General features: G+C 62.0%; 17 protein-coding genes. 11 read left to right on the top strand and 6 right to left on the bottom strand.

Annotated features, from left to right (window positions below; all coding sequences use genetic code 11):
- Nucleotides 1-21: 21 nt before the first annotated feature.
- Nucleotides 22-225 carry a cold-shock protein gene (locus JLC71_RS00260; RefSeq protein ID WP_200916695.1) on the top strand — a complete coding sequence of 68 codons (204 nt, stop codon included), beginning with the start codon at nt 22-24 and terminating at the stop codon, nt 223-225.
- A 125-nt stretch (nt 226-350) separates the two neighbouring features.
- Here the strand turns inward: JLC71_RS00260 and icd are convergent, their stop codons facing one another.
- Nucleotides 351-1580, bottom strand: coding sequence for an NADP-dependent isocitrate dehydrogenase (icd, locus tag JLC71_RS00265; protein ID WP_200916696.1), 1230 nt, complete (start codon nt 1578-1580; stop codon nt 351-353).
- 122 nt (nt 1581-1702) lie between these two features.
- Here icd and JLC71_RS00270 point away from each other — a divergent pair, with 122 nt between their 5' ends.
- The 4 genes from JLC71_RS00270 to mnmA all read left to right on the top strand — a co-directional run bounded on the left by JLC71_RS00270 (nt 1703) and on the right by mnmA (nt 5876).
- Nucleotides 1703-2326 carry a pseudouridine synthase gene (locus tag JLC71_RS00270; protein WP_200916697.1) on the top strand — a complete coding sequence of 208 codons (624 nt, stop codon included), beginning with the start codon at nt 1703-1705 and terminating at the stop codon, nt 2324-2326.
- 243 nt (nt 2327-2569) lie between these two features.
- Entirely contained in the window at nt 2570-4198 is a 1629-nt protein-coding gene (locus tag JLC71_RS00275; protein WP_200916698.1) for a methyl-accepting chemotaxis protein, read from the top strand.
- Between the two features lie 140 nt (nt 4199-4338).
- Nucleotides 4339-4803 (top strand): NUDIX hydrolase, encoded by a 465-nt coding sequence (locus tag JLC71_RS00280; protein ID WP_200916699.1) that lies wholly within the window; start codon nt 4339-4341, stop codon nt 4801-4803.
- Nucleotides 4800-5876 carry a tRNA 2-thiouridine(34) synthase MnmA gene (gene mnmA / locus JLC71_RS00285; RefSeq protein ID WP_200916700.1) on the top strand — a complete coding sequence of 359 codons (1077 nt, stop codon included), beginning with the start codon at nt 4800-4802 and terminating at the stop codon, nt 5874-5876. Before JLC71_RS00280 ends, mnmA begins: the two co-directional genes overlap by 4 nt.
- A gap of 127 nt (nt 5877-6003) precedes the next feature.
- Here the strand turns inward: mnmA and JLC71_RS00290 are convergent, their stop codons facing one another.
- From JLC71_RS00290 to purB, 3 genes are all read right to left on the bottom strand, one after another.
- Entirely contained in the window at nt 6004-6945 is a 942-nt protein-coding gene (locus JLC71_RS00290) for a DegV family protein (RefSeq protein WP_200916701.1), read from the bottom strand.
- Nucleotides 6946-7113: 168 nt separating this feature from the next.
- Nucleotides 7114-8583, bottom strand: coding sequence for a YdgA family protein (locus JLC71_RS00295; protein ID WP_200916702.1), 1470 nt, complete (start codon nt 8581-8583; stop codon nt 7114-7116).
- 57 nt (nt 8584-8640) lie between these two features.
- A complete protein-coding gene (purB, locus tag JLC71_RS00300) occupies nt 8641-10011 on the bottom strand; it encodes an adenylosuccinate lyase (RefSeq protein ID WP_200916703.1) in 1371 nt (456 codons plus the stop codon).
- Nucleotides 10012-10344: 333 nt separating this feature from the next.
- Here purB and JLC71_RS00305 point away from each other — a divergent pair, with 333 nt between their 5' ends.
- A complete protein-coding gene (locus JLC71_RS00305; protein ID WP_200916704.1) occupies nt 10345-11208 on the top strand; it encodes a 2OG-Fe(II) oxygenase in 864 nt (287 codons plus the stop codon).
- 54 nt (nt 11209-11262) lie between these two features.
- Here the strand turns inward: JLC71_RS00305 and JLC71_RS00310 are convergent, their stop codons facing one another.
- A complete protein-coding gene (locus tag JLC71_RS00310) occupies nt 11263-11688 on the bottom strand; it encodes a VOC family protein (RefSeq protein ID WP_200916705.1) in 426 nt (141 codons plus the stop codon).
- A gap of 55 nt (nt 11689-11743) precedes the next feature.
- Nucleotides 11744-13096, bottom strand: a complete 1353-nt coding sequence (xseA, locus tag JLC71_RS00315; RefSeq protein ID WP_374757635.1) for an exodeoxyribonuclease VII large subunit — start codon at nt 13094-13096, stop codon at nt 11744-11746.
- Nucleotides 13097-13559: 463 nt separating this feature from the next.
- Between xseA and JLC71_RS00320 the strand changes: the two genes are divergently transcribed.
- The 5 genes from JLC71_RS00320 to kdsB all read left to right on the top strand — a co-directional run bounded on the left by JLC71_RS00320 (nt 13560) and on the right by kdsB (nt 16799).
- Nucleotides 13560-14168, top strand: coding sequence for a MotA/TolQ/ExbB proton channel family protein (locus tag JLC71_RS00320; RefSeq protein WP_200916707.1), 609 nt, complete (start codon nt 13560-13562; stop codon nt 14166-14168).
- A 10-nt stretch (nt 14169-14178) separates the two neighbouring features.
- Entirely contained in the window at nt 14179-14595 is a 417-nt protein-coding gene (locus tag JLC71_RS00325; RefSeq protein ID WP_200916708.1) for an ExbD/TolR family protein, read from the top strand.
- A 242-nt stretch (nt 14596-14837) separates the two neighbouring features.
- Complete coding sequence (gene lpxK / locus JLC71_RS00330) at nt 14838-15842, top strand: tetraacyldisaccharide 4'-kinase (RefSeq protein WP_200916709.1); 1005 nt, start codon at nt 14838-14840, stop codon at nt 15840-15842.
- Nucleotides 15823-16008, top strand: coding sequence for a Trm112 family protein (locus JLC71_RS00335; protein WP_200916710.1), 186 nt, complete (start codon nt 15823-15825; stop codon nt 16006-16008). The genes lpxK and JLC71_RS00335 overlap by 20 nt, the downstream gene beginning before the upstream one ends.
- 17 nt (nt 16009-16025) lie before the next feature.
- Entirely contained in the window at nt 16026-16799 is a 774-nt protein-coding gene (kdsB, locus tag JLC71_RS00340) for a 3-deoxy-manno-octulosonate cytidylyltransferase (RefSeq protein ID WP_200916711.1), read from the top strand.
- The last annotated feature ends 5 nt before the right edge of the window (nt 16800-16804 follow it).

Below are 16804 nucleotides of genomic sequence, written 5' to 3' on the forward strand. Positions count from 1 at the left end.
TATTCTGGAGAAAGACCCCAAATGGCAACGGGTACTGTTAAGTGGTTCAATGATTCCAAGGGCTTCGGCTTCATCACTCCGGACGAAGGCGGCGAAGACATCTTCGCTCACTTCTCCGCGATCAACATGCCGGGCTTCAAGACCCTCAAAGAAGGCCAGCGCGTGTCGTTTGAAGTAGCGGCAGGCCCTAAGGGCAAGCAAGCAGCCAACATCCAGAGCGCTTAAGCACTCCAGATGTGATGAAAACCCCGCTTCGGCGGGGTTTTTTTATGCTGAAAGTACTGTGATCCGGCGAGCCGCCAAGAAAAAACCCCGCCTTGGCGGGGTTTTTTGCAGCACATTGCACCGGATTACATCCGGGCAATGATTGCCTTGCCGAAAGCGGAGCACGACACTTCTTCAGCGTCGTCCATCAGGCGGGCGAAGTCATAGGTCACGACCTTGTCCTTGATGGTTTTTTCGGTCGCGGCGATGATCAGATCGGCGGCTTCTTTCCAGCCGATGTGGCGCAGCATCATTTCCGCCGACAGCAGCAGCGAGCCCGGATTGACCTTGTCCTGGCCGGCGTACTTCGGTGCCGTGCCGTGGGTCGCCTCGAAGCAAGCAATGTTGTCGCTCAGGTTGGCGCCTGGGGCGATGCCGATGCCGCCGACTTGTGCTGCCAGCGCGTCCGACACGTAGTCGCCGTTCAGGTTCAGCGTGGCGATCACGTCGTATTCGGCCGGGCGCAGCAGGATTTGCTGCAGGAAGGCGTCGGCGATCACGTCCTTGATGACGATGCCGTTCGGCAGTTGCAGCCACGGGCCGCCATCGACTTCAACGCCACCGAATTCGCGCTTGGCGAGGTCGTAACCCCACTGGCGGAACATGCCTTCGGTGAACTTCATGATGTTGCCCTTGTGGACAAGGGTCACGCTCTTGCGGTTGTTGTCGATCGCGTACTGGATCGCCTTGCGCACCAGACGCTCGGTGCCATCCTTGCTGACCGGCTTGATGCCGATGCTGGACGATTCCGGGAAACGGATCTTCTTGACGCCCATTTCGCCTTGCAGGAAATCGATGACTTTCTTCGCGTCGGCGGTTTGCGCTTCCCACTCGATGCCGGCGTAGATGTCTTCGGTGTTCTCGCGGAAGATCACCATGTCGGTCAGATCCGGGCGCTTCAGCGGCGACGGTACGCCGGAGAAGTAACGCACCGGGCGCAGGCAGACGAAGAGGTCGAGTTGCTGACGCAGCGCGACGTTGAGCGAACGGATGCCGCCACCGATCGGCGTGGCCAGCGGGCCCTTGATCGAGACAACGTATTCTTTCAGTGCGGCGAGGGTTTCTTCCGGCAGGTAGTTGTCGTTGCCGTAAACCTTGGCGGCCTTCTCGCCACAGTAGATTTCCATCCAGTGGATCTTGCGGCTGCCGCCGTAGCACTTGGCAACGGCTGCGTCGACCACATCCTTCATCACCGGGGTGATGTCGACACCAATGCCATCGCCTTCGATGAACGGAATAATCGGATTATCTGGCGTTGCCAGGTTCGGGACGATCTTGGCGCCTTCGGCGGGGACTTGGATGTGACTTTGACTCATCGCGGGCTTCCTGCGGATGGGGTTATGACAATGCTGTAACAGCAGCAGACAAACTACGATTATGGCGTGAAGATTCACGTCATGCAAAGGCAACTGCTTAAATCAAGCGGTAAAATCAGTGCATGGCTCGTTTAATTCTGCTTAATAAACCCTATGGCGTGATCTGTCAGTTCTCGCCCAGCCCACCGCACCAGTCGCTGGCCGACTATCTGGACGTGCCGGATGTCTACCCGGCGGGCCGGCTCGATACCGATTCGGAAGGACTGCTGCTGCTGACCGATTCGGGTGCCTTGCAGGCGCGGATTGCCGATCCCAAACACAAGTTGCCCAAAACCTACTGGGTGCAAGTCGATGGTGCGCCGGGCGATGCGGATCTGGAGCCGCTGCGCTGCGGCGTTGATCTGGGCGACTTCGTGACCAAGCCGGCGCAGGTGCGCGTGATCGCCGAGCCGCCCGGTCTGTGGCCGCGGACGCCGCCGGTGCGGTTCCGCGCGGCGATTCCGACTTCGTGGGTGGAAATCATCATTGCCGAGGGTAAAAACCGGCAGGTGCGGCGAATGACCGCCAAGGTTGGCTTTCCGACCTTGCGGCTGATTCGTGCCGCGATTGGCGAGTACACCCTGGCCGGGCTGGCACCAGGGCAATGGCACGAGTTGCGCGTTGCGGCACCTAAACCGCCGGCACCGGTGGCCGCGCCGGGACGGCCGAAGCAGCGCGGCCGGCGTGGCCCTAACAAGGTGCGCTAACCCGCACAGCGGGCACCGAAGGCCGACAGTTGCTGACGTTGGAATGACGAATGCCGATGGAATGAACGCAGGAACCCTCCTGCTTGTGGCGGATGTGCATACAGCTTTGATTTTTAGCGCTAATTTACTGTTTTCCCTTATGGCATAAGTCATCGCCCGACCGGATAGTCGGGCGGCGATATCTGCTGGCAAGAGCTGCCCGGGACAGGTGCAGGCACCAGTGGACGCACCGAGGGGAAGACGATGAATATGCTGATGGCCTGGCGGGTACGTACCCGTTTGTTGGTTTTGAGTGGTTTGGCAGTGCTGGGCATGATTCTGCTTTGCGCATTGAACCTGATGGATGAGCGGCAGATCCTGTTGCAGGATCGGATGGCCAAGGTCAAAAGTCAGGCGGAGACGGCTGCCGGGGTGATTGAGCATTACCGCGCGCTGAGCCAGAAAGGGGCGATGTCGGTGGCGGACGCGCAAAAGGGCGCTGTTGAAACCTTGCGGCAAGTCCGTTACGAGAAAAGCGAATACTTCTTCATTTTCGATACCGATCAGGTGTATCGCTTGCAGCCGGTCAAGCCGGAGTTTGAAGGCCAGAACAAGGGCGACATGAAGGACAGCAATGGCAAGTTGCTGATGAAGGAGCTGACGGCGGCGGCCCAGCAAGGAGGCGGCTTTGTCGATTACTACTTTGCCAAACCCGGTGAGGATCAGCCGCAACCCAAAGTCTCCTACGCCACGCTGATTCCAGGATGGAACTGGGTCGTGGGAACCGGGGTTTATCTCGACGATGTTGAGCGTGAGTTCAAACAGAGCTTGCTCTGGGGCATCGGCAAGCTGCTGCTGCTGGCTTGCGGGGTTGCCATCGTGGCGCTGCTGATCACCCGCAGCATCGTGCGCCAGCTGGGGGGTGAGCCCAAGGATGGCATCGCCATCATGCGCCGCGTTGCCGAAGGGGATTTGCAGGTGGAGATCGCCGATGCGCCGGCCGGGAGCATGCTGGCCTCGCTCGGCGAGATGGTGCAGGGCTTGCGCGGTGCGATGCGCAATGTGCGCGATGATGCTGCGCTGCTGAGTCGCCAGGCCTCGCAGATCGCCAATTCAAGCCGCGAGATTTCGCTGGCCGCCAGCCGCCAGGCCGATGCCACCACGTCGATGGCGGCGGCGATGGAAGAGCTGACCGTCAGCATCAATCATATTTCCGATAGCTCGAATGTGACCGAGCAGACCTCCCGTCAGGCGACCGAGTTGGCGCAGACCGGAGTCGGCCAGGTGACTGCTGCCACCAGCACCATGGAGAACATTGCCAGCAGCGTCACGCTGGCGACCGGGCAGATTCGCCAGCTCGATAGCAAGGCGCGCGAGATTTCCAGTATCGCCGCCGTGATCAAGGACATCGCCGGTCAGACCAATCTGCTGGCGCTGAATGCCGCGATCGAAGCCGCGCGCGCTGGCGAGCAGGGACGCGGTTTTGCCGTGGTCGCCGATGAAGTGCGCAAGCTGGCGGAACGGACGGCCAGCGCGACGGTGGACATCGAGCAGATGCTGACTGCCATCCAGAGTGAAACGGTGGTCGTGGCCGAGGTCATGGACGAGGCGATTCCACAGGTGGTGCGCGGGGTCGAGTTGTCCCGCAACGTCGCCGAGTCGCTTGATCGTATCCATCGCGGTGCGGAATCCACGCTGACGCACCTGCACGAAGTGGCTTCCGCCACGCGGGAGCAGAGCCTGGCCAGCAATAGCATCGCATCGCGGGTGGAGGATATTTCGCAGATGGTTGAGGAAACCAGCACCTCGATCCGGCATACGGCCGATAACGCCGGCGAAGTCGAGCAAATCGCCGGCCGGCTCAATGAGCTGGTGGGCCGGTTCCGGGTTTAGCGCCTGCTGGAGGCGGTGCATCAGCTGGGGCAGCCACCCGGATGCATCGCTGCACTTGCTGCTGGCGCGGGCGGTACTGGGTCGGCGTGGGGCTGGGGAAAATCGGGTAAAATTCTGTTTTGCTTGAAGAATCGGCTTGTATGTGGAAACCCAATGCCACCGTCGCGGCGGTGATCGAGCGCGACGGCAAGTTCTTGCTGGTCGAGGAACGCATCCTCGGCGAAAAAAGACTGAATCAGCCTGCCGGCCATGTCGAACACGGTGAATCGATACTCGCCGCTGCGGTGCGTGAAACGCTGGAAGAAACCGCGCACCACTTCGTGCCGACGTCGCTGGTCGGCGTTTATCAGTGGAGTCCGCCGCAGCAGCCCGAGCTGACGTATCTGCGCTTTGCCTTCGCCGGCGACGTCACTGGCGTCGAGCCGGCGCGTGCGCTCGACGACGGGATCGAGGCGGCGGTGTGGTTGAGCCGTGACGAGATCGTCGCCCGCGCCGGCGAGCACCGCAGCCCGCTGTTGCTGGCGTGCATCGACGATTACCTGGCCGGCAAGCGCTATCCGCTTGAACTGCTGCGCGATTTCGATCGCAGCCCGGAGGCGGCATGAGCGAGCGCAGCAAGATTGTCGTGGGTCTCTCCGGCGGCGTCGATTCGTCGGTCACCGCGCACCTGCTCAAGGCGCAGGGCTTTGCAGTGCATGGCGTGTTCATGCAGAACTGGGAAGACGACAACAACGACGAATACTGTTCGATCAAGGAAGACGCGATGGACGCCATCGCGGTCGCCGATCTGCTCGGTATCGACATCGAACTCGTCAACTTCGCCAAGGAATACAAGGACCGGGTCTTCAGCTATTTCCTCGCCGAGTACTCGGCCGGTCGCACGCCGAACCCGGACATCCTCTGCAATAGCGAAATCAAGTTCAAATGCTTCCTCGATTACGCGATCGAGCTTGGTGGCGCCAAGATGGCGACCGGCCATTATTGTGGCAACCGCGTCCGCGCCGATGGTCGTACCGAGCTGATCCGTGCGGCCGACCAGAGCAAGGACCAGACCTACTTCCTGTACCGGCTGAGCCAGGCGCAGGTGAGCCAGGCGGTGTTCCCGCTGGGCGGGCTGCAAAAATCCGAGGTGCGCCGCATCGCCGAGGAAATCGGCCTGCACAATGCCAGGAAGAAGGACAGCACCGGCATCTGCTTTATCGGCGAGCGGCCGTTCCGCGACTTCCTCAACCGCTATCTACCCAAGGTGCCGGGCAAGATGGTGACGCCGGAAGGCAAGCTCATGGGCGAGCACATGGGTTTGATGTATTACACCCTAGGCCAACGCTCGGGGCTGGGAATCGGCGGCGATAAATCCGGTAGCGGCGAGCCGTGGTTCGTCGGCGGCAAGGACATGGCCAGCAACACGCTGATCGTCGTGCAGGGCCATGATCATCCCTTGCTGCTGCAGTCGACGCTGGTCGCCAAGGATTGCTCGTGGATTCTCGGCGAAGCACCGGCCGAAGGCCGCTATACCGCCAAGACCCGCTATCGCCAGCAGGATGCCGGCTGCGTGCTGCGCTATGTTGACGGTGGGGTCGAGCTGAGCTTCGACGCGCCGCAATGGGCCGTTACGCCTGGGCAGTCGATGGTGCTTTACAGTGGCGATGTCTGCCTGGGCGGCGGGATCATCCAGTAGCCGCACGCGCAGTCGCCGCACTCAAATGGAACGGACGCCTTGGCGTCCGTTTTTACATCTCGGTGAGTTCGGTCTAGCCGTGCCTTGCGGGCTACGGTCAGTCGAGTCGTGCTTCGCGGAGCGAGGGTCAGTTGATAAGCGCCTCGCGCTGCGAGGCGAAGGCAAGCGCGAGGCCGCCGGCGCCGATGTTGACGCCGGCGGTGGTGCTCATTTCGGCCAGATGCACCGTGACGTCGTGGCGCTGCGCGACCTGGCGCATCGCTTGATAGCCGCGCATGGCGGTCACCCGCTGTGGGTCGCCGCCGTAGCTGACGCAGATGGTCGGCGCGTCCAGCCCGGCTTCGATGTGTTCGATGGCCGTGGCGAACAGTTTGTCCACGCCGGTCTCGAAGCCGCGCACCTTGGCGACCGGGTGGGTGTCGCCCTGATAGCCACGGATCACCGGCTTGATGTCGAGCGCGCTGCCCAGGAGGTAGGATGCCAGGCCAACGCTCTTGTCCCCCTTGCGCCGTGCCTGCTGGCGCAGCTGGCTCAGGTCGGCCGGGATCAGGAAGGCTTGCGTCGTCTGCGTCAGCCGTTCGATGTGCGCAATGATCCGGCTGGTGGTTGCGCCTTCGGCGGCGAGGCGGGCGACTTCGGCGACGATCAGCCCCTGGCCCGGAAACAGGCTCTGGCTATCGAATACGCGCAGCGAGAACGGCTTGCTGTGGCCGGCGGCTTCGCGGATCGGCCGGTAGTCGGTCAGCACGCCGCGCGCGGCCTGGCTGGCGTGCTCGAAAATCTTGCTGCGCGAGTTCATCACCGTGATGCAGAACACATAGTCGAAATCGACGACCAGACGATCAAGAAAGAGCGCGCAGATCTGTTCCGGGCTCAGCGGCGCCGAGGTGAAGTCGGCGGCGAGTTGCAAACCGTCGCGATAGAAGGCCTGGGTCGCGGCCGGGTCGCGATGGTCGACAAAGCTGTTGCCGCCGCCATGGATCGCGATCGGCATGATCTCGATACGGTGGGCGTCGATGAAGTCGCGCGGCAGATCGCAGCAGGAATCGGTAACGACGCCGATACGCATGGTGGCCCCAATGCAGTGTCATAGAGAGGCACGATGGTTGCGAATACGGAGCGCCAGCGTCAACTAAGGGCTAGGCCCTAGGGCGATGTTTGGGGGGCTGCGGCCAGCCGGAATGCGACAAAGCCGCCCGTGGGCGGCCTTGTCGGTGTTGCATTGCTGCGACGCGGGCTACTTCGGTGCCGCTTCGGCGTCGGTGTCGCCGTCCTGCGGCTGATCCCACGGCAGCGGCACCTTGTTGCCGTTGAGCGTGAACGCGCCCTCGCTCAGCTTGGCATCGGCCGAGAGCAGATCGCCGTCGACGCGGATCAGTTTCTGCTCGGCGAGGCGGTTGATCTGGCCTTCGACAAACTGGCCGACCAGATAGTCGAGGTCATCGTTGGAAATTCCCGACTCGCTGCCGCCGAACATATTGCGCGCCTGCCAGCTGGCGACGGTTTCGATCACCTTGCGTGGCACATTGAAATCGGCACGGGCATCCAGTTTTCTGACCAGATCGACCGGCTTGTCGAGGTCGGCGGCGACAAATCCCTTGAGACCGACTTCGGCCGAGAAGCGGATCGCGCCATCGGGCAGCTTGACGTTGAGCGACTGGATCGCCAGCTTCGGATCGTTGGTCAACAGCGGCATACCTTCGGTTTTGGCGAGCTTGACCACCGCATCGGTGAACTGATCACGGGTGAGCGTCTGCTTTTGCAGTTTGGTCAGCCCGTCCGAGAGCTTCGCCAGCGTCGGGCCGTGCAGGTGGGTGGCGGTCGCGACCATTTCTGCCGGGCCGTACGGTTTGTCGTCGAGCAGCAGTTTATCCAGCGTGAAGCGCGCCAGGCCGTCGATGTACTCACCCTTCTCGCTGATCTGGCCGTTGTAGGCGAGTTTGTCGAGTGCGAGCTTGAGCGGCTGGCCTTCGGCCAGATTGAGCGCGAAATGATCGAGCTTGATGTTGGAGCTGCCGATCATCAGCCCGGTCTTGCCGCGCTTGTGATCGAGCTCGGCCGAGAGTTTGCTGAAGTTGAAGCTGCCCTTGTCCTTGGCTTCGCCGGACATGCCCGGTGCCATGGCCGACAGCTTGATGCTGTTGAAGTCGCCGCCGTAATCGAGCGTTGCCTCAAGGCCTTGCCACTTGGCCTTGACGCCGGAGATCGCCTCTTCGTAATCGAAGCTCGGCACCGTGATGTTCATCACGCCGTCGTCGCTGAAGCCGATGCGGTTCTCGATCTGGATCGGTTTTTGTTCGCCGAAGAAGCGCGACAGAAACTTCTGCGTTTCCGGCGAGAACTTGAACTCGGTGTCGACCACCGCCTTGTAGGGATGCAGGTTGAAGCGACCAAGCAGCGGCAAGGGGCCGTGGGCGACGTTCTGGGTGTACTTGAGCTCGAACACCGGCAGCGGCTCGCCTTCGCGTTCGAGGAAGAAACGGTAGTAGTCCGGATTGACCTGCAGCGTGGCGGTTTCGGTCGAGCTGAACCAGCCGCGATGATAGCTGCGATCCTTGACGATGAAGTACGGCAGGCTCGCCAGCCACTCATGCTGTTTCTGCATGGTGTTTTGTACGGCGCGCCCGGCGTACCAGGTGCCACCGACATAGGCCACCGCGAGCACGGCAACCGTGCTGATGCTGGCGATCAATACTTTACGTTTCAACGTCCCACTCCCTGCTCGACCCGGCGTCGCCGGGTCGTATTCAAAGGTTTATGTGAATCAGATCCGGCGCGCAAGTTCCTCGGCGCAGCCGAGATAGCTGGCCGGGGTCATGGCCTTGAGGCGGGTCTTCTCGTCCGCGGGAATATCGAGCCCGTCGATGAACACCGCCAGCGTCTCGCGCGTCATGCCGCGCTGGCCGCGCGTGAGTGCTTTCAGCTGTTCGTACGGATTCGGCACGGCATAGCGGCGCATCACGGTCTGGATCGGCTCGGCCAGCACTTCCCAGTTGGCGTCCAGATCGTTGAGCATGGCCTGACGGTTCACTTCCAGCTTGTTCAGACCCTTGAGTGCCGAGGCGTAGCCAAGCAGGGCGTAACCCAGACCGACGCCCATATTGCGCAACACGGTCGAGTCGGTCAGGTCACGTTGCCAGCGGCTGATCGGCAGCTTCTGGCTCAGATGCGTGAGCAGCGCATTGGCGAGGCCGAGGTTGCCTTCGGAGTTCTCGAAATCGATCGGGTTGACCTTGTGCGGCATGGTCGACGAACCGACTTCGTTCTTGTTGACCTTCTGCTTGAAGAAGCCCAGCGAGATATAACCCCAGATGTCGCGATTGGCGTCGATCAGGATGGTGTTGATGCGCGCGAACGTGTCGTAGAGCTCGCTCATGTAATCGTGCGGCTCGATCTGGATCGTGTACGGGTTGAAGGTGATGCCGAGGCTTTCCACAAACCGGCGGCAGAAGCCTTCCCAGTCAAAATCGGGGTAGGCCGACAGGTGGGCGTTGTAGTTGCCGACCGCGCCGTTGATCTTGCCGAGCAGTTCGATTTTTTCCAGACGGGCCAGTTGGCGTTCAAGGCGGAAGGCGATATTGGCCATTTCCTTGCCCATCGTCGTCGGCGTCGCCGGCTGGCCGTGGGTGCGGCTCATCATCGGCGCATCGGCGAGTGCGTGTGCCAGTTCCTTGAACTTGATGACGATTTCTTGCACGCGTGGCAGCAGCACGGTGTCGCGCGCGCCCTTGAGCATCAGCGCGTGGCTGAGGTTGTTGATGTCTTCCGAGGTGCAGGCGAAGTGGATGAACTCGCTGGCGGCCGAGACTTCGGCATTGCCCGACAAGCGTTCCTTCATCCAGTACTCGACGGCCTTGACGTCATGGTTGGTGGTGCGCTCGATCGTCTTCACTTCGAGCGCGTGCTCGGGGCTGAAGCGGGCGGCGGCCGAGTCGAGTTCGGCGATGGTCGCGGCCGAGAACGGCTTGAGCTCGGTAATGGCGGGCTCGGCGGCCAGCGCCTTGAGCCAGGCGATTTCGACGATGACGCGGTTCTTGACGAGCGCGAACTCGGAGAAATGTGGCCGCAGGTCGGCGAGCTGTTTTTCGTAACGGCCGTCGAGCGGGGAAAGAGCGGTCAGTGCGGACAATTCCATGGCGGAGCACACAAGCGGTTGAATCGAACGGGAAATTCTATCACAGACGGCGCTACCGCTTTGTTGCAGGGGCTTGACCCTGAAGCCGCGCATCTCCGCTGCGAAATTGGCGGTCCCGATGGTCGAATCATGGGGAGGCCAAGGCATGCCCTGGTACGGGTTTTCGGGTTGAAAATGGCCGTTCTTCCGCGATGATCGGTGATGTTGCGCTGCGAGATTTATGCAGCCCGTACCAAGGTGTCGCAGATGTTGCATTGCATGATGCCCGGCAGGTGACAGCGTGCGGCAGACGGTCAAGAATGGCGCGCATCAGCAACAATTGGATGAATGCGCATGGACCGGATCACGCACGTCTCGCCCGAGTGGCAGGGCTGGATCACCGACAATCTGCAACGCGGCTGCGCGCCGATGTCGCTGGTTGAAGTGATGGTGGAAAAGAATTTCGACCCGATGTTTGCCAACGCCGTGGTGTTTCAGTTGTCCAGCAGTGCTCAGAGCGTGCCGGCGGTCGGGACCACGGCAGCGGGGGGTGCTTATCAATACGAGGCGCCGCGCTTCAATCATGTCGACAACGTGATTCGTACTGCCGATCGCGACGTGCGTATCGTCAGCCGGATCGGTCAGCCGGTGATCGCCGTGCTCGACGGTTTGCTGTCGCCGGAAGAGTGTGACGAGCTGATTTGCCAGTCCGAGCAGAAGCTGCAGCGCTCGACCATCGTCGATCCGCAAACCGGCAAGCACGAGGTCATTGCGGATCGCTCCAGTTTTGGCACGTTTTTCACGCTGAACGAAAATGACTTCATTGCCAGACTCGATGCCCGCATCGCCGCGGTGATGAACTGGCCGATCGAGAATGGCGAGGGCATCCAGATCCTCAACTACAAGACCGCAGGCGAATACAAGCCGCACTACGATTACTTTCCGGTGGCCGATCCGGGCAGCCAGATGCATCTGAACAACGGCGGCCAGCGCGTCTCGACGATGGTGATGTACCTGAACGACGTTGCCAGCGGCGGGGAGACGATCTTTCCCGAGCTGGGTCTCTCGGTGACGCCGAAGAAGGGCAGCGCGGTGTATTTCGAATACACCAACAGCCAGGAGCAGGTTGATCCGCTGACCTTGCACGGTGGCGCGCCGGTCAGCGCCGGCGAGAAGTGGATCGCCACCAAGTGGATGCGTCAGCGCCGTTTCGGCTGAAACGGATCAGCACCCTACCAAAAGCCCCGCATTGCGGGGCTTTTTGCTGCCGCGTTAGCAGCAGGGCGCCGGCTTGGCTTCGAGCGATGCATCCCAGAATGCGGCCTCGATCTTGTGGCCATCCGGATCGCGAACGAAGCAACCGTAATAGGGGTCTTCGTACAACGGGCGCGGGCCGGGCGCGCCGTCGTCGGTCGCGCCGGCGGCAATGGCGGCGTCGTAAAACGCATGCACCGCCGCCTTGTCAACGGCGCTAAAACCGATGTGGGTACCGTTGCCGACCTTGGCGGGCGCGCCGTCGATGGGGACCTGAACCCAGAACTCCGGAAATTCGCGGCCGTAAGCGGCGACACCGGGAAACTGCATCAGCCGTTTGCTGCCGAGCGTGGGCAGCACGGCATCGTAGAACGCGATGGCGCGGTCGAAATCGTTGGTGCCGAGCGACACATGCGAAAGCAATGGCAGGGTAGGTTGATCCATGACGATGTCCTTTCAGGGGGGGCAGTAGGACGAGAATACGCCGTCGTCATGTCATTCAAAAGAGGTCTGCTTGCTGCGCGGTTCGATCGGTAATCTGGGCGTTGATGCTGTCGTCTGCAAAGCGCAGCGCCACGATATCGCCGCGACTCAACTCGGCGGCGTGTTGCACCACCCGGCCGTCTGGCCGCTCCACCAAGGCATAGCCGCGCGCCAATACCGCGTGCGGACTGAGCGCTGCCAGCCTTGCCGCCAGCGTGTCCAGCCGCCGCTGGCCCTGATCATTGCTGCGTTCGGCCGCGAGCGACAAGCGCCGCTGCAATTCGGCCAGACGGCTGGCGTAGGGCGCGGTTTGCGGTTGCCGGTGCGCCAGTCGCAAGCTCAGCCGCTCGAGCCCGGTCTTGCGAGCCGCGATCTGCTGGGCGCCAGCCTGATGCAGCCGATGCGCCAGCGTGGCAAGGCGCTCGCGCCGCAACGACAATGCCTCCCCCGGATGCCGCAAGCGCCGGCCGAGCTGGTCAAGCAGCTGCATCCGGCTGTGCAGGCTGCGCTCGAGCGCCCGCGTCAGCCGCGCCGATTGCTGCGCCAGCCGCGCCAGCCATTCGTCGCGATTCGGGCTGGCCAGCTCGGCCGCAGCGGTCGGCGTCGGCGCGCGCACGTCGGCGACGAAGTCGGCAATGGTGAAGTCGGTTTCGTGGCCGACGCCGGAAACCACCGGCATCGGGCTGGCGGCGATCGCGCGCGCAACGACCTCTTCGTTGAACGACCACAAATCTTCGAGGCTGCCGCCACCACGGCACACGATCAGCGTATCGACCTCGTTGCGCTTCGCGGCATTGCGGATCGCCGCGGCGATGTCGTTCGCCGCCGCCGTGCCCTGAACGGCGGTCGGGTAAATGATCACCGGCAGACCGGGATGACGCCGGCGCAAGGTGGTCAACACGTCGCGCAACGCAGCGGCCTTGGGCGAGGTGACGATGCCGATCGCGCGCGGAAACGCCGGCAGCGGCCGCTTCGTCGCCGGATCGAACAGCCCTTCGGCGGCGAGTTTCTTTTTCAGCGCCTCGAATGCTTCGAACAGATCGCCGACGCCGGCCGGACGCATCGCCTCGATCGTCAGCTGGTAATCCCCGCGTGCCTCGTACAGCGATACCACCGCGCGAACTTCGACCTGAACGCCCTCCTTGGGCTGAAAGTCGAGCAGCGCAGCGCGGTTGCGGAACATCACGCAACGCACCTGTGCGCCGGCGTCCTTAAGGCTGAAGTAGCAATGGCCCGAGTCGTAGCGCTTGAAATTGGAGATTTCGCCGGCGATCCAGCGTATCGGAAATGCGCCTTCCAGTAAGTCACGAACCTGGCGATTGAGCTCGGTCACCGTAATGACATTGGCGCTTGACTTTTGGGGAAACATCATGGGTTTCGGTCCTGTAATCCACAGAGGCAGCACTACGGCTGGCTTTGTGCTGAATGTCCAGGCTGTAGTTTAGATTGCTGTTGTAATGCATTGATAATTATGAGTATTTATCGATTTTTGTCGGGCTGTTCCGCTTGGCGGTAGTGGTAGTGCCCGTCTTTTTAAGCAGGTGTGTGCCGCGTTGTGCACAATGTTATCCACAGGTTGCCCGTAAGACTCAGGCTGTCAGCAAATGGGCTTGCATGACGCCTTTGATTCGGGTTATGAGCGCACGGCAACAGTGCCTGCATTTTGTCCGGCGGTCGTTGATATTGGCGGATCGGCCGGCGGCAGCGGCTCGCCTGTCGTTGCAACGTTGCCAGCGGCGCAAGGCCACGTGCTGTGCCGCTTTCGCGTTGTCGACAATCCCGATACAGTTACGCGGTTTTCCGCATGCCTAAATTAGTGGATTGAAACGAATATGCTCGCCATCATCGAGGCCGCCGGTTGGCCGATCTGGACAATTATCATCTGTTCCGTCACTGCGGTGACGATCATCATCGAGCGACTTTTGTCGCTGCGCAAATCGCAGGTGTTGCCGGAAGGGCTGCTGGCCCGCGCGGTGCAGGAGTATCGCAGCAGCGGCGTTTCGCCGGACATGCTGAGCAAGCTCGCCGCATCCAGCCCGCTTGGTCGGGTACTCGCTGCCGGGCTGAAGAACGTCAAGAGCTCGCGCGACATCATGAAAGAGTCGATTGAGGAAACCGGTTCGGCCGTCGCCCATCAGCTCGAACGCTATCTGAATACGCTGGGCACCATTGCCGCAGTGACGCCGCTTCTGGGTTTGCTCGGCACGGTGATCGGCATGATCGAGATCTTCGGCGCGCAATCGCCGACCGGCGGTACCAATCCGGCGGCGCTGGCGCACGGGATTTCGGTGGCGCTGTACAACACCGCTTCGGGCATCACGGTGGCCGTGCCGGCGTTGATGTTCTACCGCTACTTCCGCGGCAAGATCGACGATTTTCTCGTCGAAATGGAGCAGCAGGCGGTGAAGCTGGTTGAAGTCGTCCACGGCGACCGCAACTGAGGATGGATCGATGAAATTCCGCAAAGGTCGCCATCGCGACGAGCCGGAGATCAACTTCATCCCGTTGATCGACGTGATGCTGGTGATCCTGATTTTCCTGATGGCGACGACAACCTATTCGCGCTTCGCCGAGCTGAAAATCAACCTGCCGACCGCTGACGCAGAAAAAGTGGTTGAGATGCCGCAATCGGTTCAGGTCGCGATCTCGGCGGCAGGGCAGTACAGCATCAATAATCAAACAACCGGCTTCGGTAGCCAGGAAGCCTTCGCGGCCGAGCTGCGCCGTGCTGCCGGCGGCAATGCCGATCCGATGATCATCATCAATGCCGATTCGCAGGCAACGCACCAGAACGTCGTTAACGTGATGGAAGCGGCGAGACTGGCTGGCTATGGCAAGCTGACCTTTGCGACCCAAACCGGCAAGTAAAAACCCGCCTCATTCGGCGGCTGCGCCAGCGCATTTTGTCCTCGTCCGATGCTCGGAGTCCTCTTGGACTTCATGTCCATTCCGGGGGACTTCCTGCGGGGTGCCATCGCTTCGGGCGTGAACAAACTGCTTTGGCTCGCTCGCCGACTAAGGCAGGTTTGTGGCTTGATCACAGTACGAAAACGGGGCAGATGCCCCGTTTTGCTTTTTCGCCGCCCGGACGGGCGCAACGGGGATAACGCATGGGCTTGCCCGAACGCATCTGGTACGGCACGCATTCGCTGAAATGGGTGCTGGCGCCACTGTCGCTGCTGTTCGCCGCGATCAGCGCGCTGCGCCGCTTGCTGTTTCGGCTCGGCCTCAAGCGGGTAGAGCGACTGCCGGTACCGGTTATCGTCGTCGGCAATCTCACCGCTGGCGGCACCGGCAAAACGCCGCTGACCGTTTACCTCGCCCGTGAACTGGCCCGGCTCGGTTATCGCCCCGGGATTGTCTCGCGCGGCTATGGCGGCAAGGCGGTGGGGGCGGCAGCGGTCTATCCGGACAGCGATCCGGCGCAGGTCGGCGACGAACCGGTGTTGTTGGCGCGCGCCGCCGGCGTGCCGGTATTTGTCTGCCGCGACCGCGCCGCCGCCGGGCGGGCACTGCTCGCAGCACATCCCGACATTGATGTGCTGCTGTGCGACGACGGCCTGCAGCACTACCGGCTCGGTCGTGATCTGCAACTATGCGTCGTCGATGGCGCGCGGGGCTTTGGCAATGGCTGGCTGCTGCCGGCCGGGCCTTTGCGCGAGCCGGTGTCGCGCCTCGCCGAGGTCGATGCGGTCATCGTCAATGGCGGCGATGCCCAGCCGGCTCATCCGCGGGTGTTCAGGATGATGCTGGCGCCGGGTGCGTGCTACCGGCTTGATGATCCGGCAATCACGCGTGCGGCCGGCGATTTTTCCGGCGGCGAGCTCGCAGCCGTGTGCGGCATTGGCAACCCGGCGCGGTTTTTCGCGACGCTTGAAGCGCTTGGGCTGACGTTTTCCCGCCATGCCTTTGCCGATCATCACGCCTACGCTGCCGACGAGCTACCGCGCGGCGTGATCATCACCACCGAGAAGGATGCGGTGAAACTGGCCGCGCGGGCTGAGATCATCGCTGACGGTGCTAGAATCTGGGTTTTACCGGTTAACGCCACGCTCTCGCCCGATCTGGGCGGCTGGCTCGCAACAAGGCTGAAAAATGGACGTAAAGCTGCTTGAAATCCTGGTCTGCCCGGCCTGCAAGGGTCCGCTCGTTTTCGATAAGACGAAACAGGAACTCGTGTGCAAGGCCGACCGCCTTGCTTATCCGATCCGCGACGGCATTCCGGTGATGCTGGTAGACGAAGCGCGCGAGCTTGATCCGACCGAAGAAGTAAACGCCTAATCCGGCGGGAGGGCACGATGAAGTACACGGTGATCATTCCGGCGCGGCTCAAATCGACCCGCCTGCCCGACAAACCGCTGGCCGATATCGGCGGCAAGCCGATGATCGTGCGCGTGCTCGAGCAGGCGCTGCAATCGAATGCCAGCGTGGTCTGCGTTGCGACCGACGACCTGCGCATTCAGGACGCCGTGGCGCTGGCTGGCTATGTCAGCATCCTCACTCGTGCCGATCACCCATCGGGCACCGACCGGCTGGCCGAAGCGGTCGACCGCCTCGGGCTCGCCGATGACGACATCGTGGTGAACGTACAGGGCGACGAGCCGCTGATCGATCCCGCGCTGATCGATGCCGTCGCCGCGACGCTGGCCGCCGATCCGGCGCTGCCGATGGCGACCGCCAGCCATGCGATTGGCTCGGTCGAGGATTTCCTCAACCCGAACGTCGTCAAGGTCGTCACCGATGCCGCCGGCCGGGCGCTGTACTTCAGTCGCGCACCGATTCCGTGGCCTCGCGACGTGTTCTCCGCCGATCGCAGCGCTTTACCCGGTGACGTGGTGCCACAGCGGCATATCGGCATCTACGCCTATCGTGCCGGTTTCCTGCGTACTTACCGTGATCTGTCGCCTTCGCCGCTTGAAGGCATCGAAGCGCTGGAACAGCTGCGGGTGCTGTGGCATGGTTATGGCATCGGTGTTCATGTTGCAGCGCACGCTCCGGCCGCCGGTGTGGATACCCCGGAAGACCTTGAGCGCGTGCGCCAGCACCTGGCCCAACAGATTACTAACCACTGATAAAA

This window comes from Jeongeupia sp. HS-3, from assembly GCF_015140455.1.
Lineage (GTDB): Bacteria > Pseudomonadota > Gammaproteobacteria > Burkholderiales > Chitinibacteraceae > Jeongeupia.

What these genes read in the sequence shown, in the direction of transcription:
- JLC71_RS00310 (WP_200916705.1), bottom strand. Translation starts at nt 11,688, where the DNA reads ATGGATCAACCTACCCTGCCATTGCTTTCGCATGTGTCGCTCGGCACC.
- xseA (WP_374757635.1), bottom strand. Translation starts at nt 13,096, where the DNA reads ATGTTTCCCCAAAAGTCAAGCGCCAATGTCATTACGGTGACCGAGCTC.
- JLC71_RS00270 (WP_200916697.1), top strand. Translation starts at nt 1,703, where the DNA reads ATGGCTCGTTTAATTCTGCTTAATAAACCCTATGGCGTGATCTGTCAG.
- icd (WP_200916696.1), bottom strand. Translation starts at nt 1,580, where the DNA reads ATGAGTCAAAGTCACATCCAAGTCCCCGCCGAAGGCGCCAAGATCGTC.
- JLC71_RS00320 (WP_200916707.1), top strand. Translation starts at nt 13,560, where the DNA reads ATGCTCGCCATCATCGAGGCCGCCGGTTGGCCGATCTGGACAATTATC.
- purB (WP_200916703.1), bottom strand. Translation starts at nt 10,011, where the DNA reads ATGGAATTGTCCGCACTGACCGCTCTTTCCCCGCTCGACGGCCGTTAC.
- JLC71_RS00275 (WP_200916698.1), top strand. Translation starts at nt 2,570, where the DNA reads ATGAATATGCTGATGGCCTGGCGGGTACGTACCCGTTTGTTGGTTTTG.
- lpxK (WP_200916709.1), top strand. Translation starts at nt 14,838, where the DNA reads ATGGGCTTGCCCGAACGCATCTGGTACGGCACGCATTCGCTGAAATGG.
- JLC71_RS00280 (WP_200916699.1), top strand. Translation starts at nt 4,339, where the DNA reads ATGTGGAAACCCAATGCCACCGTCGCGGCGGTGATCGAGCGCGACGGC.
- mnmA (WP_200916700.1), top strand. Translation starts at nt 4,800, where the DNA reads ATGAGCGAGCGCAGCAAGATTGTCGTGGGTCTCTCCGGCGGCGTCGAT.
- kdsB (WP_200916711.1), top strand. Translation starts at nt 16,026, where the DNA reads ATGAAGTACACGGTGATCATTCCGGCGCGGCTCAAATCGACCCGCCTG.
- JLC71_RS00325 (WP_200916708.1), top strand. Translation starts at nt 14,179, where the DNA reads ATGAAATTCCGCAAAGGTCGCCATCGCGACGAGCCGGAGATCAACTTC.
- JLC71_RS00260 (WP_200916695.1), top strand. Translation starts at nt 22, where the DNA reads ATGGCAACGGGTACTGTTAAGTGGTTCAATGATTCCAAGGGCTTCGGC.
- JLC71_RS00335 (WP_200916710.1), top strand. Translation starts at nt 15,823, where the DNA reads ATGGACGTAAAGCTGCTTGAAATCCTGGTCTGCCCGGCCTGCAAGGGT.
- JLC71_RS00290 (WP_200916701.1), bottom strand. Translation starts at nt 6,945, where the DNA reads ATGCGTATCGGCGTCGTTACCGATTCCTGCTGCGATCTGCCGCGCGAC.
- JLC71_RS00305 (WP_200916704.1), top strand. Translation starts at nt 10,345, where the DNA reads ATGGACCGGATCACGCACGTCTCGCCCGAGTGGCAGGGCTGGATCACC.